Here is an 11,939-nt window from a genome sequence, read left to right as displayed (position 1 = left end):
AGACGGTCCCGCTCGCCGTCGCGCAAGCCGTACATGCAGATCGCGCAAACGGGGTTGACAGCGTCGAGGTCGTGGATCACGGCGGTCTCCTTGCGGTCGTGCGGGCGGGTCAGGCGGCGGTGTCGTTGGCGGGGCAGCCGGGGTAGTGGCCGGTGCGGCTGCCGCAGCACGCCTTGCCGGCCTCCCCGCGGATGGCGCGGAGGATCTGCCGGGCCCGCTCGGGCCCCGTAGCGGCGAGCTGACCGGCGATGCGTGCGGCGGCGGCTTCGTCGTCGGCCGGGACGTGGTGGCCGCCGCGCCACTGCAGCGCCCCGGTGGCGATCAGCTCTGCGACGTAGCACGCGGCCGAGCTGAACCCTGCGGCGAACCCGTCGTGAACGCCGATCGAGTCCGCAGGCCGGCCGAACTCGCGGCCGTACTCGGCGCACCGCGTGTGGTGCGCAGCGTCGGTGATCAGCCGAGCGAGGAGGGCCTGAAGCCCTGTGCGGGCGCCTGCGGCCCGTTCGCGGGGCTCGGGGCATTCGGGGGCGTCCGGCGGCTGCGGGGCGCTCTCGGGGCCGCCGAAGGGCCTTCGCGGTCCCGCCGCAGCGGTCCGCTCACCAACGGAACGCGCTGGGCGGCTCTCTGACGGCCTCTCGGCTGCACGTGCCAGCCCGGCGCCACCCGAGCCCTCCCAGGCCGTCTCGCGGGCGCTCGGGGTCTCCTGCGGGCCATCAGGGGCCGCCTCGGCGCGGGCAAGGCGGGCGTACAGCGCGTCGAGCTGGTCGTCGTTGATCTGCGAGGCGGTCGGGCGGGCGGCCATCAGGCGGCCTCTCCGTGCTCGGTCCTGTGCTCGTCGGGCAGGTCGGTGTCGCAGTAGAAGCCGATGGTCAGGTGCATGCCGCGGTCCTTGACGACCTTCCATACGGCGGTGTCAGTGCAGGCGGGACGGCCGTCCTGGGCGCGGTGGAAGTTCGTAGTGCACGGCTCAGGGCCGGGCGGCTGCATCACCCAGCCGGTGTCGCGGCGGAAGACACGTACCTCCGGCCCGGCTGCGCCTTCCGGCTCGTCCTCCTCGGCGTCGGGCTCGCAGTCGTCGTGCACCTCGGCCGGGGCGCCGGCCTTGATGCTGCAGGCGCAGCACTCGAGGAAGTCGCCGCTCTCGCCCGCGGCCGGGTCGAACCAGGTTGCGAAGTGGAGGTTCTTCGACGTGCCGCAGTCCTGGCAGGCCATCGGCCCGGTGTAGCCGTGGCAGCTGGCGATCTCGGTGGTGTTCATGCGGTTCCGTCCTCTCGGCTGAGGTGCTTACGGGCTCGGTTGATGGCGCTCTGCTCGTGGACCTGCGCGGTGACGTCGCGGTCGAACAGCGGCGAGTCGGCGGTCGGCTCGGGCGGTATGGCGCGGCCGGGCACGATCTGCCAGCCGCACGTCCAGGTGTGGCGGCAGTTGGGACAGCGATAGCCGGCGGTAATGCCGTGGGCGCCGTCGCGCAGCGCTGACTCGGGCAGTACGTCGTAGGTGCCGCAGTCCTCGCAGGCGTCGCCGTACAGCGGGTTGGGGTCGGTCACCAGATCGCTCCTGTCTGTGAGTAGCCGGTGAACTGGTCTGCGTCGACGGGCTTGTAAGAGACCCAGGGCCACTTGTCGCCCTGCTTGATGAAGGCGGGCCAGTCGCGTTCGTCGCGCATGCCGCGCCAGGGCACGACGCGCCGGCCGCGGGCTCCTTCGGTGTTGGCGGCGGACTTCTCGTCCTCGACGGGGCGCAGGCCGAAGCCGAACTCAGGCCAGCGCATCCACAGCGACGAGCCGAGGGGCCGCAGGTTGCGGTGCTGGCCGAAGCCGTTGTGATGGGGGGCGTGGGCTTCGAGGAGGACGGCGCATCCGGTAGTGGCGCGGGCTTCGTCGATGACGACGGAGACCTTGCGGGCGAGTTCCTCGCTGTTGGGGTCGCCGGCGTGCAGCCGGTACACCGGGCCGACGATCAGCACGTCGGGCTTGAGCTTCTCGACGCGGCGCATCATCCACGCCCGGTCCTGGGGACGGGTCAGGTCGAGGCCCTCGGGCTTGCACTCGATGTGGAACCGGCCGCGGCGTACCGGCTGCTCGATGCGCTCGGCCGCAGCCAACAGCGGACGGAACTTGCGGCGGGAGACGGGGGCGCTGTTCTCGCAGTCGAGGGTCAGCACCCGTACCGGGGCGATCGGTTCCCAGACGCGGAAGGGGTGGATGCCGGCGGCGAGGGTGACGGAGATCTGCCGCAGCAGGGTCGACTTGCCGCCGCCCTCGGAGGCGGTGAGGATCAGCCGGTCGCGGCGTTCGAGGAGGCCGGGGACGATCCAGTCGTAGGTGTCCTCGTGCTGGACGAAGTCGAGGATGTCCTCGACGGGCAGGTCTTCGGCGGCCGTGCCGCGGTCGCGCAGTTCGCGGGTCATGGTGACGGCGCGCTCGACGTGGTCGGCGGTGGCCCCGTCGGGGTTGAAGCCCATCTCGACGAGCTGTGCGCCGAGGGCGATCAGGGCCCGGCGCAGGGAGCGGTCCTGAACGATTTCGGCGTACTCGGCCGCGTGGGCGGTGACGACGTTGCGGTAGTCGGTGAGCTGGAAGATGTACGGCCGGCCGCCGGCCCGGGCGAGGTCGCCGTTGTCTTCCAGGTGCTTGGACAGGGTGATTGGGTCGATGCGCTGCCCGTCGGCGTGCATCCGGGCAATGGCCTGGTGGATGAGCGCGTGGGCGGGCTTGTAGTAGGCGGCCGGGTCGAGGTTGTCGAGGAGGACGCGGACCGCGCCGGTGTCGAAGCAGCAGGCGCCCAGGGCGCCCATCTCGGCGGTGACGTCGTGGGGCGGTACGCGCTCGAAGCTCTGGGCCTCGTGCTCATCGTCGGTCATCAGAAGATGCCCTTCTCGGCATAGGTCTCGTAGCCGGTGTCGGGCTTGACGCGCTGGACGATGTCGGACGGCATGATGCGGCGGTTGGTGCTGCGGTAGTGGGCCTGCAGGGCGGTGGCGGCGTTGGCGAAGGGGATGTCGTGCAGGACCATCTGCCAGGCGTGGACGTCGGCGTCCCCGATGGTCCGCTGGTCGATCCCGGCGGCGATGGCCAGCAGCTCGGCTGTTTCGGCGAGGGTCATGCGGTCTCCTGGGGTGCGGGCCCGCCTTCGAGGGCGGCTCGCCTTTCCTGCTCGCGGTACTTGGCGGCCAGGGCGAGGCCCTGGGCGACGCGGGCGTCGGTGGTGGACTGGGTCGGCACGGCACGCAGCGGGGGGCGCTCAGTACCGGGCGGCGGCAGGGGCGGCAGCTCGCTCCAGCCGGGCAGGAAGTAGCGGGCGGAGTCGACGTCGGTGCGGCGGGCTGCGCGCACGGCGACGGCGGTCATGGCGGGGATGCCGCACTTCTTGATGAGGGCGTCGATCTGGAACCACTCGTGCTGCCGGAGGCCGCCCCAGCGGACGTGTACGTCGGCGGAAGCGATCTGGTCGATGAGCGGCTTGGCGAAGTCGGGGATGCGGGCGCTCCGGTCGGTTGGCGCGCGCGTGCCTGCCTGCTTGCTAGCTGTAGGTAGGTATGTAGTTGAAGAGGGGGAGCCACGGCTCCCCCTTGGGGAGTCGAAGGGGGAGCCGTGGCTCCCCCTTGTGCGGGGTCGGGATCACCCGAAAGCGCTTCTTGACCTGCGGAATCACGGACAGAAGCGTGGTCTTCGAAAGGGGTAGCCCCCGCTCCCCCTAGGGGTAGCCCCTGCTCCCCCTTATCGCTCCAAGGGGGAGCCGTGGCACCTTCTGAGTGAGCCCCTGCTCCCCCTTGAAGGAGCCCCTGCTCCCCCTTAGGCGTCGAAGGGGTAGCCCCCGCTCCCCCTTCGGGGTAGGGAAGCGGCGGCACGACGAACGTCATCCGACGCCCCGGAACCGCATACAGCACCCGCCCGTCGCGGCCCTTACCGATCGCCTCCCGGAACTCCCAGCCCGCTACAGCGAGCCGCTTGAGGGCATTACGGATGACGTCCGGATCCTTCGCCCCGGTCCACCGGGCCAGATCCTCCAGCGGCACCGCGCTGCGCCGGGTGCCTTCATCTGCGTCGTCGGCGATCTCCAGTGCGACGGCGCGCTGCAGCCCGGTGATGCCCGGCCCGAGCGCTTCGCGCAGCTGGCGGCGGAGTTCGTACCCCATCGGCGTTCTTCTTCCTGGCGGTGCGGGTGGTTTGGGGGCGGCGGCCTCGGTGCGGGCCGGCGGGGCGGGGCGCGGGGCCGGCCGGGGGCTCTCACGCGGCCATCGCTTCGAGGTCGGCGCACAGCAGCCGGCGGTAGCCCTCGACGGCCTGGCGGGTGACGGCCTGGTTTCCCGCGATCTTGATTTGCTCGTTGCGGGGGATGTCGACGTCGGTGATCCAGCCGTCGTCGTTGCCCTGCATCCACTCGGTGAACTTGGCGGACAGGGCACGCCCGCCGCGGGGCCCCCGTTCGACGGGGGCTGGCGCGGGGCGGCCAAGGATCGCCTCCCAGCGGCGGATCGCGGGCCCGTAGTCGACGCCCGCCGTCGATATCCACTGCTGGTCGGGCAGGGTGCCCTTGAGCATGTTGACAACGAATTCGTTGAGCGGGCGGCCTTCCCCGCGCAGCCCCATCAGGTTGGACGCGCCCGACTTCCAGTCTCGGGCGGCCGGCGTGGGCAGAAGCGCTAGTCCAGCTCCTCCGGCAGCGGCAGTTGTGAGACCGCCGTCCGCAGGTTCATGCCGCCCTTGCGCTTCGGCGAGGTCCCAGGTCCCCCCATGCCATCCCGTGCCGACGGGGTAGGCATCAGCTGGATAGGCGAGTCCGAACCAGCGCCAGCGCTGGTGCGGGGCACCGACCTCTTCAGCTCGTAGGCACGTCCATCGCGCGTCATACCCGATCGCGGCCAAGTCTGCGAGGACGACGTCCAGCCCCCGGCCCTTCGAGCGGAGCGCCTCCACGTTTTCCAGGAAGACGAGAGGCGGTCGAATGACGCGAACAGCCTGAGCGACGTTCTTCCAGATCCGTGACCACTGACCATTGATGCCGTCCCTTTGTCCTGCGTGGGAGATGTTGCGGCACGGGAATCCGGCCGCCAGGGTTTCGATCTGCCACTGAGCGGCGACGCCTGCCCAGTCGGCAGTGGTGATGTCGCCGAGGTTGGCAGCCCACGGAAAGCGGGCGGCCATGACCTGGGCGGCGAACGGGTCGGTCTCGGCGTAGACGAGGGTCTTGCTGCCGGTGATCTGCTCGACGGCCAGGTCGAGCGTGCCGGCGCCGGAGCAGAGGCTGAGGTTCGTCATCACGCCGCCTCCCGCCGCTGCATGCCCCACCGCTGGCGGGGTGTGGCGCCGGCGCGCTCCCGGAAGTGCTGGTCGTCCTCTTCGGCGAGGGCGGCGTCGAGGCAGGGCCGGCGCACGGGGCAGCTCGCGCAGACCTGCTTGGCGGCGTTGACATCGGCGTCGGCGTAGCTGGCGGGCGTGAAGACGTCGGGTGCCGTCTGGGCGCAGATCGCCTCGTCGCGCCAGCCGTCGGCCCTCATGCCGCGCTCCTCATGTCGCGGATGAGGTCGTGGACGTAGGCGGGGGCCATGCCGAGCCGGGCCGCGATCTCGTGCTCGGGGATGCCGAAGCCGGCGAGGTGCTCGACATCGGCGCGTCGCAGGGCGGCCAGCTGGCGCCGGTTCTCGTGCGGTGTGCACTGCGGGTCGTCGATGTCGCGCCAGGCGTCGGGCCCGTACCAGCCCCTGGCGCGGGCGTGCCCGCGGGTGACGTAGGACGGGCCTTCCGTGTGGCGCCGCCGCTCGTACACGCGCCGGATGCGGGCGCCGAAGTCCTTGCTGGTGTAGCGGCCTTCGCCCCGGAGGATGCGGCGGATCACGGCATAGCTGACGCCGGCCTCGGCCGACACGTCGTAGAGCGCGTGACCCAGCACCGCGAGGGCTCGCAGGCGGCGGGTCGACCCGACGATGTCCACCCGCGGGCTGGGGCGTTCGGTGTCGAAGTCCGGCTGGAAGGCGAGGATGCGGCGCGCGTCTTTCCGGGTGCAGGTCTTGTTTCTGCCGGAGGCGAGTCCGCCGACCGTGTCGCGGGAGATGCCGAGGGTGTCGGCGATGCCGATCTGCGTCCACCCCTCCTTGTCGATCAGGTGGCGGAGGTGGTTCGCGGCAGCGGTGCCGTCGATGCGACGCGGCCCCTCCCGGTGGCGGCGGAGGTCGGCCGCTTTGCAGTAGCGCTTGTTGGCGGCTACGCATTCGGGCCGCTGGCAGCCGCGGAGGTAGCAGCGGCGCTCGCCGTGCGGCGGCAGCGGCCTGGTCGCGGTGCTCATTTCTCCCCCTGCTCGGTGCGCTCGAGGATCTGGTGGCAGACGGCGAGGTCGGCTTCGGCGAGGGCCCGCGCGTCGGCTGCGGCCGGGCCGTCCTCAAGAGGCTCGAGGCGGAGGAGGAAGTTCTCCTCGGGCAGCACACCTCGACGCGTGAGGCGGGCCTCGGCGGCGGCGAGGCGGCGCTGGAGGGTGCGCCGGTTGTCGTGTGCGAGCGCGAAGAACCTGTAGACGATGTAGGCCGACAGGGCCGCGGTCAGCGCGAGGGTGATCGGGCTCATGCTGCCCTCCGGCGCGGCGCGTGCTCGGCGAGGATGTACTGGCAGATCCGCTTGCCGTGGGTGGCGGTCGAGGTGGAGGTGACCTCGCCGACCTTGACCAGCAGCGGGTTCTTGCGGCAGCACTCGGACCGCAGGTACAGGCCGGCCGCCCCGTGGGCGAGGCTCGGCAGCAGATCCCGGATCTCGTTCATGGAGAACGGGCGGCCGTCGCCGCCTATGGCCTCGACGGCCTGCCGGATGAGTGCGGCGTCCCAGGCGGTGACGGTCGCGTACAGGGCGCGCAGTGTCGCGTCAGCCCGGTCGCGGGCCTGCTCAGGTGTAATGCTCATGGCGTGTGCTACTCCTTGGGGTAGCGGCGCCCCGCCTGATGGCCGCAGGCGGGGACGGCCGCGGGCTACTGGGCTCGCAGGGCGGTGCCGCGGGTGCGGATGTAGTCGCCGAGGCTGGTGCCGTCGCCGGTGGCGGGGTCGAGCATCGGCGTGGCCTGCAGGCCACGGGACTCGACTTCGCCGTACAGGGCGCGCAGCCCGTCGTAGGTGGCATCAGCGGCGGTCGCCCGGTCGATGTAGGTGGACGGGTCGACGGGCGCCGCGCCGTCGTTGAGCCAGTCCAGCAGCGTGGCCGCCAGCTGCTGGCCGTCGGGCTGTTCGACGACCTGGCCGTGCAGGGCCGGGCAGCGGGACTTGATGACGGACAGCGTGTTGTTCACGTCCATCTGGGCGACGACGTCGAACTCGTACTCCACGCCGCGGCGCTGCTCGGGCCGGGTACCGATCCGCTTCGGCTCCAGGGAGCCGTTGCCGTTGCGCTCCAGGGACCATTCGGTGTGGGCGCGCATCGTGGCGACGATGTGGCCGGGGTAGGACAGCAGGGCGTCGACCATGCTGTTCTGCAGCGGGGTGCCTTCCTTCCAGCCGCCGAAGGTGTTCTTGCCGTAGCGCTCCTTGGCGGCCTTGTCGACCTGTTCGAGGGTGCCGTCGGTGCCGGACCAGAAGTGAGACAGGGAGTCGACGAGGACCGCGCCGTAGCCGGCTGCTGCTGCGGCGGCGAGGGCCTTGATGAGGTTGCGCGGGTCGAACGAGGTGAGCTGCAGGGTGTCGAAGGAGATGCCGTTGATGCCCGCGTACTTGGAGGCGGCGCCGCGTTCGGTGTCGATGACGGCGAAGCGGGTGTCGAGGCCGTGGGCGATGCGCAGCCCGGTCCAGGTCTTGCCGGAGCCGGAGACGCCCATGAGGGCGAGACGGGCCTTGGCCTTCTCGCGGGTGGCGGGGGCGAAGGAGAAGTCGGCGTTGCCGAAGTCGTCGACGGCGGGCTGCTGGCGGCGGTTGTTGACGGCGTCGGAGATGCTGGCCATGAAGGCTCCTAGCGGGCAGGGTGCAGGGATCGGGTGGTGCCGTCGTCGTTGGCGACGCGGTAGGCGATGCGCCGGCCGAGGTGGACGGCGTTTCGGCCGGTGCCGAGCGCGGCCAGGACGTGGCTCTTGGCTTGCGTGTAGGCGGTGTCGGCGGCCCGGTAGTGGGCGCCCGCCTTCTCGTACTGGTCGGCGATGGGGCCGGGGATCTCGACGTCTTCGCGGTCGTAGCGGTCGGGCTGGCGGCGCAGGGTGTTGTAGGTGCGGTCGCTGTCGTCGATGTCGGGCCGGACGCCGTGCCGCACGTCGTGCAGGAAGGTCTGTGCGGCGTCGCGCATCAGCAGGGCGTCGGCTTCGTCGTAGTCGACGTACAGTTCCCGGTAGTCCCAGCCGCTGATCAGGACGGCCACGTGAGCGCGCTCGTGCAGGCCGAGGGTGTCCTGCTGCCAGATGATCTGGCACCGGTAGTGCAGCGGCACCTGGTCGCTGCCGTCCGGGCCCCATTCGCCGTCGTCGAACGGACTGGTCTTGATCTCGACGATGCGGTGGCTGTGGAGCCGGTCGGGGGTGGCGCGCTGCCAGGAGCGTTCGACGTGCCGCCAAGTGCCGGTCGACAGGAGCGGGTGCTCGGGGTGGCGTTCGGCGTACTCCTCGGCGACGTCGTCTTCGAGGCGCACGCCCCACTTGGTGAACGGGTTGGGCTCGAAGGACGCGACCGGCAGGCCGGCCTTCTTGTGCCACAGCTCGTAGCGGTTGGCCCAGGTGCTGGGGTTGAGGTTCAGCACCGCGGCGATCTCGGTAGCGGTGATGCACAGCCCGCCGCGGGCCTCCTCCCACTCCGGCGAGCCGGGGGTGAAGGTGCCGAGCAGGACGGCGGACGGTACGGCGGCCTGCGCGGTCACTGGCCGGCCGCCTTCGGGACCGCTCGGTCGAAGGAGCAGGGAATGCAGTCGGGGTGCCCGCAGTCGAGACCGTGCTGGTGCTCGACGGCGCGGTTCCAGGCGTAGCCGTGGTGCAGGACAACGGCGTGCAGGACCGGCGTGTACTGGCTGGGGTCCTGCAGGCGCAGGTCGGCGAAGCAGGCGTTGTGCTCGGCGGCGGATTCGAGGGCTTCGGCGAGGCTGCCGTGGGGGTGGATGTCGTCGATGCCGAGGATCCACACGGCCCACTCCTGGTCCTCGTAGCCGATGCGCTGCCGGTCGGGGCCGAAGAGGCGGGTACGGGTGCTGGTGCTCATGTGACCTGCTTTCGGGTGTGGGGTGTCTGGCCGCCCGCGGCGGGAAGGGTGCGGGCGGCCGGCAGGGCGGGTGGTGGATCGCCGGGCCGCCGGCCGGGGTCATCCGGCGGCCCGGCTGTCAGGCGGCGCCCACGTCGGCCTGCGGCGGGAGCTTCTTCTCCGCCCGCTTGAAGACCCGCCGGACTCCGGCGTCGCACGACGGGCACAGCGCGATCAGGCGGCGGGCCGGCAGGGACGCGGCGGCGGCGAAATCCACCGACGGGTCGCGCGGTACGGCGATCAGCTTGATCTCGCCGATCTTGCTGACGTGCGTCCCGTTCTCGTGCGGGCAGCGCATCTGCCGTCCGCGCCGGTCGGGATCGTGCCTGCTGCCGCACACTCCGCGGCACTCGCAGCGGTCACCGGCGTTCTTCATCACCGTGTTCCACAGGGCGGCTCCGACGAGCGGCGGGCGGGTCATGAGGCGTCCACCGGAGCCGGGTGGGCGCTGATGACCGCACGGATCGCCTTGAGCGACGGGGCCGGCGGGTGTTCGCCCGGCGCCTTGTCGGGCGTCAGGCCCCGGCCGGCGCCGAACCGCTTGACCTTGCCGACCGGGCAGCCGCGCGAGTGGTAGGTCAGCTCGTACAGCCAGATGCCGGACCAGTAGAAGTCCGCGGCCCCCTTCTCGGCCTCGGTCATGTCCCGGCGGATACCGATCCGCACGTAGACCTCGCCGCTGTAGCCGGGCGAGGTCCACTGGATCCCCGTTTCCCAGCCGTGCGCCTCGGCGTGCGCGAGCAGGTCGGCCGCCGCCTTCGGCAGCCCATACCCGGTCGGCGGAACCGCGAGAATCTCACGTAGCCTGCCGAGGATGGCGGCATAGCGGGCCTGCTCTTCGACGGTGTGGCCCCCCTTATTCCGGATGAGCGCTCTGAGCGCGAACCCCTCGTCGGTCAGGCGGCGGTACTCCTGCTCCAGGGTTTCGGTCACAGCGGTAGTGGTCATCACGCCACCCCTTCCTTCTCGGACCAGGCCGCGGGCGGTGTCCGCAGCCGCGCGTTCTCGGCAGTGAGCCGCACGACGGTGCACACCAGCTCGTCGCACTCGGCGCGCAGCATCGCCGGGGTCTTGCCGCGGTGCCGGGCCCGGGAACGGACGGCGGCGATCGGGGACCTCATGTCAGGTCACCCCCGGCGACCGTGCGCCGCACGATGATCCCGACGCCTGTGTGTATGCCGTCCTCGTGGTTCTCGATCAGCTCGTACCAGCGGTCGTGTCGACTACCGGGCGGCTCCTTGACCCACTCCAGGTTGGCCGGGTCCATGTCGCTCTCGGACTGAAGCCAGGCAATGGCCGCACCCTTCGCCGCGGCCTCGCCGTTGGTGAAGCCGATCAGGTAGTCGCTGACGTTGCCCGGCTCGTAGACCGCCTCCCAGGCGGGAATGCACGCTGCTCGGAAGGCGATGCGCCGGGCCTGCTCCAACTGCTCGGTCAGCTGCCGCTGTTCCTTGTCGGCGACAGCCTTCGCGGCGTCGGCCAGCACGTGCTCAAGGTCGGGGCCGACGGGCTGCTGCTCCTGATACGCCTGCCACGCTTCGAGGAGGGCTTCGTAATACGCCGCGAGGCGCTTGTGGTCCTGCGTGAGGCGGTCGTCAGCCACGTCGATGTGCGTGAGGCAGATGCCGCCCGCGTAGCCCTCGACGGAGACGACGGCCTCGCCGTCGCCGAGCGTCCAGGCCGGGGTACGGGTTACGGTCACCAGCCGCTTGCACAGGTCGGCGTCGCCCGGATCGACGTAGCCGCCGGACTCCTGCTGCTCCCGGACCGCCACGGCGAGCGGATGCTCCGGGCGGACACACGGGTAAGCGATGACGGGCGTACCGACGGGGTACTTGTCGTTCCACTGCTCGGCGTTCATGGCTCAGCCCTCGTCGCAGTAGTCGGTGGAGGTGTGCGTGCGGCCGGTCTTGTGCCGCGGCGTCTTCGCCTTCGGCTTGGCCGCCTTGCCGCGGCTGCCGCTGCGGGCGCCGGGGCCGGGCTTCAGCGGCACGGACACCGCCACCGGGGCCATGGACCGGTCGTCGCAGTCGTCGTCCTGGTCGGTGCACGCCGTCAGCGCGGACGCGGCCAGCAGCAGCGCGACGATGGTGGCGGTGGTGCGGCGCGGGCTCATGCCGCCACCTGCTTCCGGGCCGCGTCGTACAGCTCGATGCCGCGGCGGATCGCGTGGCAGCAGTGCAGGAAGGCGGGCGTGTAGTCCTTCAGCTGCCAGTCCCGCCAGTCGGTGAAGTAGCGCGGCACCTGCATGAACTGGAACTCGCGCAGGGCGCCACGAGCGTCTTCCTCGTACTCGATGTTGTACTCGGCGATCTCGCTGAAGAAATGGTCCTCGACCGCCTCGCGCAGACGCCGGTTGGCCTTCCTCCACCGCGGCCGGACCTGTCGGGACAGCTCGCGGCGGATTTCCGGCGTGGTCGCCACTTCCCTCAGCACGTAGCCGAACCGCTGCGCCTGCTCCGCGATACGGTCGTCGAGGTCATCGCGCATCCACTGTGCGAGCGCCGACGCGATCTCACCCTTCAGCAGGTCCGGGTCGTAGCCCTCGACCTCGCCGCTTCCGGCCCGCACCTTCTCCGACCAGTAGCCGGGGTTGATCTCGCCGCTGAAGGCGGTGCGCCGGAACAGGTCGAACATGTCGGGGGTGGCGTCGATGTCGAAGTGGAAGACCCAGCCCGCCTTGACGACGAGGTTGTACGGCCAGGTGATCAACTCGAAGGGGCCGATGCGGCCCTGCTCGGGGGTGGAAAAC

The 11,939-nt window shown here is 71.1% G+C and carries 20 protein-coding genes; all 20 read right to left on the bottom strand.

The window, feature by feature from the left end:
• Positions 1 to 109: 109 nt before the first annotated feature.
• Positions 110 to 802 (bottom strand): hypothetical protein, encoded by a 693-nt coding sequence (locus ACEXOX_RS46295; protein WP_406525654.1) that lies wholly within the window; start codon positions 800 to 802, stop codon positions 110 to 112.
• Entirely contained in the window at positions 802 to 1,257 is a 456-nt protein-coding gene (locus ACEXOX_RS46290) for a hypothetical protein (protein ID WP_406525653.1), read from the bottom strand. The genes ACEXOX_RS46295 and ACEXOX_RS46290 overlap by 1 nt, the downstream gene beginning before the upstream one ends.
• Positions 1,254 to 1,547, bottom strand: a complete 294-nt coding sequence (locus ACEXOX_RS46285) for a hypothetical protein (protein ID WP_406525652.1) — start codon at positions 1,545 to 1,547, stop codon at positions 1,254 to 1,256. Before ACEXOX_RS46285 ends, ACEXOX_RS46290 begins: the two co-directional genes overlap by 4 nt.
• Positions 1,544 to 2,863, bottom strand: coding sequence for an AAA family ATPase (locus ACEXOX_RS46280; protein ID WP_406525651.1), 1,320 nt, complete (start codon positions 2,861 to 2,863; stop codon positions 1,544 to 1,546). The genes ACEXOX_RS46285 and ACEXOX_RS46280 overlap by 4 nt, the downstream gene beginning before the upstream one ends.
• The gene (locus ACEXOX_RS46275) at positions 2,863 to 3,105 is read right to left on the bottom strand and encodes a hypothetical protein (protein WP_406525650.1); all 243 of its coding nucleotides are present in this window, start codon (positions 3,103 to 3,105) and stop codon (positions 2,863 to 2,865) included. The genes ACEXOX_RS46280 and ACEXOX_RS46275 overlap by 1 nt, the downstream gene beginning before the upstream one ends.
• On the bottom strand, positions 3,102 to 3,350 hold the full coding sequence (locus ACEXOX_RS46270; protein WP_406527047.1) for a hypothetical protein: 249 nt from the start codon (positions 3,348 to 3,350) through the stop codon (positions 3,102 to 3,104). The genes ACEXOX_RS46275 and ACEXOX_RS46270 overlap by 4 nt, the downstream gene beginning before the upstream one ends.
• A gap of 879 nt (positions 3,351 to 4,229) precedes the next feature.
• Positions 4,230 to 5,261 carry a DNA cytosine methyltransferase gene (locus tag ACEXOX_RS46265; protein ID WP_406527046.1) on the bottom strand — a complete coding sequence of 344 codons (1,032 nt, stop codon included), beginning with the start codon at positions 5,259 to 5,261 and terminating at the stop codon, positions 4,230 to 4,232.
• Complete coding sequence (locus ACEXOX_RS46260) at positions 5,261 to 5,500, bottom strand: WhiB family transcriptional regulator (RefSeq protein ID WP_406525646.1); 240 nt, start codon at positions 5,498 to 5,500, stop codon at positions 5,261 to 5,263. Before ACEXOX_RS46260 ends, ACEXOX_RS46265 begins: the two co-directional genes overlap by 1 nt.
• A complete protein-coding gene (locus ACEXOX_RS46255) occupies positions 5,497 to 6,285 on the bottom strand; it encodes a hypothetical protein (protein WP_406525645.1) in 789 nt (262 codons plus the stop codon). The genes ACEXOX_RS46260 and ACEXOX_RS46255 overlap by 4 nt, the downstream gene beginning before the upstream one ends.
• Positions 6,282 to 6,560 carry a hypothetical protein gene (locus ACEXOX_RS46250; RefSeq protein ID WP_406525644.1) on the bottom strand — a complete coding sequence of 93 codons (279 nt, stop codon included), beginning with the start codon at positions 6,558 to 6,560 and terminating at the stop codon, positions 6,282 to 6,284. The genes ACEXOX_RS46255 and ACEXOX_RS46250 overlap by 4 nt, the downstream gene beginning before the upstream one ends.
• Positions 6,557 to 6,889 (bottom strand): hypothetical protein, encoded by a 333-nt coding sequence (locus tag ACEXOX_RS46245; protein WP_406525643.1) that lies wholly within the window; start codon positions 6,887 to 6,889, stop codon positions 6,557 to 6,559. The genes ACEXOX_RS46250 and ACEXOX_RS46245 overlap by 4 nt, the downstream gene beginning before the upstream one ends.
• Before the next feature lie 65 nt (positions 6,890 to 6,954).
• Positions 6,955 to 7,914, bottom strand: a complete 960-nt coding sequence (locus tag ACEXOX_RS46240) for an ATP-binding protein (RefSeq protein WP_406525642.1) — start codon at positions 7,912 to 7,914, stop codon at positions 6,955 to 6,957.
• 8 nt (positions 7,915 to 7,922) lie between these two features.
• Positions 7,923 to 8,813, bottom strand: a complete 891-nt coding sequence (locus ACEXOX_RS46235) for a YqaJ viral recombinase family protein (RefSeq protein WP_406525641.1) — start codon at positions 8,811 to 8,813, stop codon at positions 7,923 to 7,925.
• Positions 8,810 to 9,148 carry a hypothetical protein gene (locus ACEXOX_RS46230; protein WP_406525640.1) on the bottom strand — a complete coding sequence of 113 codons (339 nt, stop codon included), beginning with the start codon at positions 9,146 to 9,148 and terminating at the stop codon, positions 8,810 to 8,812. Before ACEXOX_RS46230 ends, ACEXOX_RS46235 begins: the two co-directional genes overlap by 4 nt.
• Positions 9,149 to 9,266: 118 nt before the next feature.
• Complete coding sequence (locus ACEXOX_RS46225) at positions 9,267 to 9,608, bottom strand: hypothetical protein (RefSeq protein ID WP_406525639.1); 342 nt, start codon at positions 9,606 to 9,608, stop codon at positions 9,267 to 9,269.
• On the bottom strand, positions 9,605 to 10,135 hold the full coding sequence (locus tag ACEXOX_RS46220; RefSeq protein ID WP_406527045.1) for a hypothetical protein: 531 nt from the start codon (positions 10,133 to 10,135) through the stop codon (positions 9,605 to 9,607). Before ACEXOX_RS46220 ends, ACEXOX_RS46225 begins: the two co-directional genes overlap by 4 nt.
• A complete protein-coding gene (locus tag ACEXOX_RS46215; RefSeq protein ID WP_406525637.1) occupies positions 10,135 to 10,308 on the bottom strand; it encodes a hypothetical protein in 174 nt (57 codons plus the stop codon). The genes ACEXOX_RS46220 and ACEXOX_RS46215 overlap by 1 nt, the downstream gene beginning before the upstream one ends.
• Positions 10,305 to 11,048 (bottom strand): hypothetical protein, encoded by a 744-nt coding sequence (locus tag ACEXOX_RS46210; RefSeq protein WP_406525636.1) that lies wholly within the window; start codon positions 11,046 to 11,048, stop codon positions 10,305 to 10,307. Before ACEXOX_RS46210 ends, ACEXOX_RS46215 begins: the two co-directional genes overlap by 4 nt.
• Positions 11,049 to 11,051: 3 nt before the next feature.
• Positions 11,052 to 11,303, bottom strand: coding sequence for a hypothetical protein (locus ACEXOX_RS46205; RefSeq protein ID WP_406525635.1), 252 nt, complete (start codon positions 11,301 to 11,303; stop codon positions 11,052 to 11,054).
• Positions 11,300 to 11,939 (bottom strand): hypothetical protein (locus ACEXOX_RS46200; protein WP_406527044.1); only part of this gene is annotated, 640 nt, incomplete at its 5' end. The genes ACEXOX_RS46205 and ACEXOX_RS46200, both read right to left, overlap by 4 nt.

The sequence above is a fragment of the Streptomyces sp. Ac-502 genome, assembly GCF_045222935.1.
Lineage (GTDB): Bacteria > Actinomycetota > Actinomycetes > Streptomycetales > Streptomycetaceae > Streptomyces > Streptomyces monomycini.
This window is presented reverse-complemented; position numbering and strand designations above follow the sequence as displayed.

Coding starts and splice junctions, on each gene's coding strand:
- ACEXOX_RS46205 (WP_406525635.1), bottom strand. CDS start 11,303: ATGAGCCCGCGCCGCACCACCGCCACCATCGTCGCGCTGCTGCTGGCC.
- ACEXOX_RS46260 (WP_406525646.1), bottom strand. CDS start 5,500: ATGAGGGCCGACGGCTGGCGCGACGAGGCGATCTGCGCCCAGACGGCA.
- ACEXOX_RS46240 (WP_406525642.1), bottom strand. CDS start 7,914: ATGGCCAGCATCTCCGACGCCGTCAACAACCGCCGCCAGCAGCCCGCC.
- ACEXOX_RS46275 (WP_406525650.1), bottom strand. CDS start 3,105: ATGACCCTCGCCGAAACAGCCGAGCTGCTGGCCATCGCCGCCGGGATC.
- ACEXOX_RS46270 (WP_406527047.1), bottom strand. CDS start 3,350: ATGACCGCCGTCGCCGTGCGCGCAGCCCGCCGCACCGACGTCGACTCC.
- ACEXOX_RS46245 (WP_406525643.1), bottom strand. CDS start 6,889: ATGAGCATTACACCTGAGCAGGCCCGCGACCGGGCTGACGCGACACTG.
- ACEXOX_RS46255 (WP_406525645.1), bottom strand. CDS start 6,285: ATGAGCACCGCGACCAGGCCGCTGCCGCCGCACGGCGAGCGCCGCTGC.
- ACEXOX_RS46220 (WP_406527045.1), bottom strand. CDS start 10,135: ATGACCACTACCGCTGTGACCGAAACCCTGGAGCAGGAGTACCGCCGC.
- ACEXOX_RS46280 (WP_406525651.1), bottom strand. CDS start 2,863: ATGACCGACGATGAGCACGAGGCCCAGAGCTTCGAGCGCGTACCGCCC.
- ACEXOX_RS46265 (WP_406527046.1), bottom strand. CDS start 5,261: ATGACGAACCTCAGCCTCTGCTCCGGCGCCGGCACGCTCGACCTGGCC.
- ACEXOX_RS46290 (WP_406525653.1), bottom strand. CDS start 1,257: ATGAACACCACCGAGATCGCCAGCTGCCACGGCTACACCGGGCCGATG.
- ACEXOX_RS46250 (WP_406525644.1), bottom strand. CDS start 6,560: ATGAGCCCGATCACCCTCGCGCTGACCGCGGCCCTGTCGGCCTACATC.
- ACEXOX_RS46210 (WP_406525636.1), bottom strand. CDS start 11,048: ATGAACGCCGAGCAGTGGAACGACAAGTACCCCGTCGGTACGCCCGTC.
- ACEXOX_RS46295 (WP_406525654.1), bottom strand. CDS start 802: ATGGCCGCCCGCCCGACCGCCTCGCAGATCAACGACGACCAGCTCGAC.
- ACEXOX_RS46215 (WP_406525637.1), bottom strand. CDS start 10,308: ATGAGGTCCCCGATCGCCGCCGTCCGTTCCCGGGCCCGGCACCGCGGC.
- ACEXOX_RS46225 (WP_406525639.1), bottom strand. CDS start 9,608: ATGACCCGCCCGCCGCTCGTCGGAGCCGCCCTGTGGAACACGGTGATG.
- ACEXOX_RS46230 (WP_406525640.1), bottom strand. CDS start 9,148: ATGAGCACCAGCACCCGTACCCGCCTCTTCGGCCCCGACCGGCAGCGC.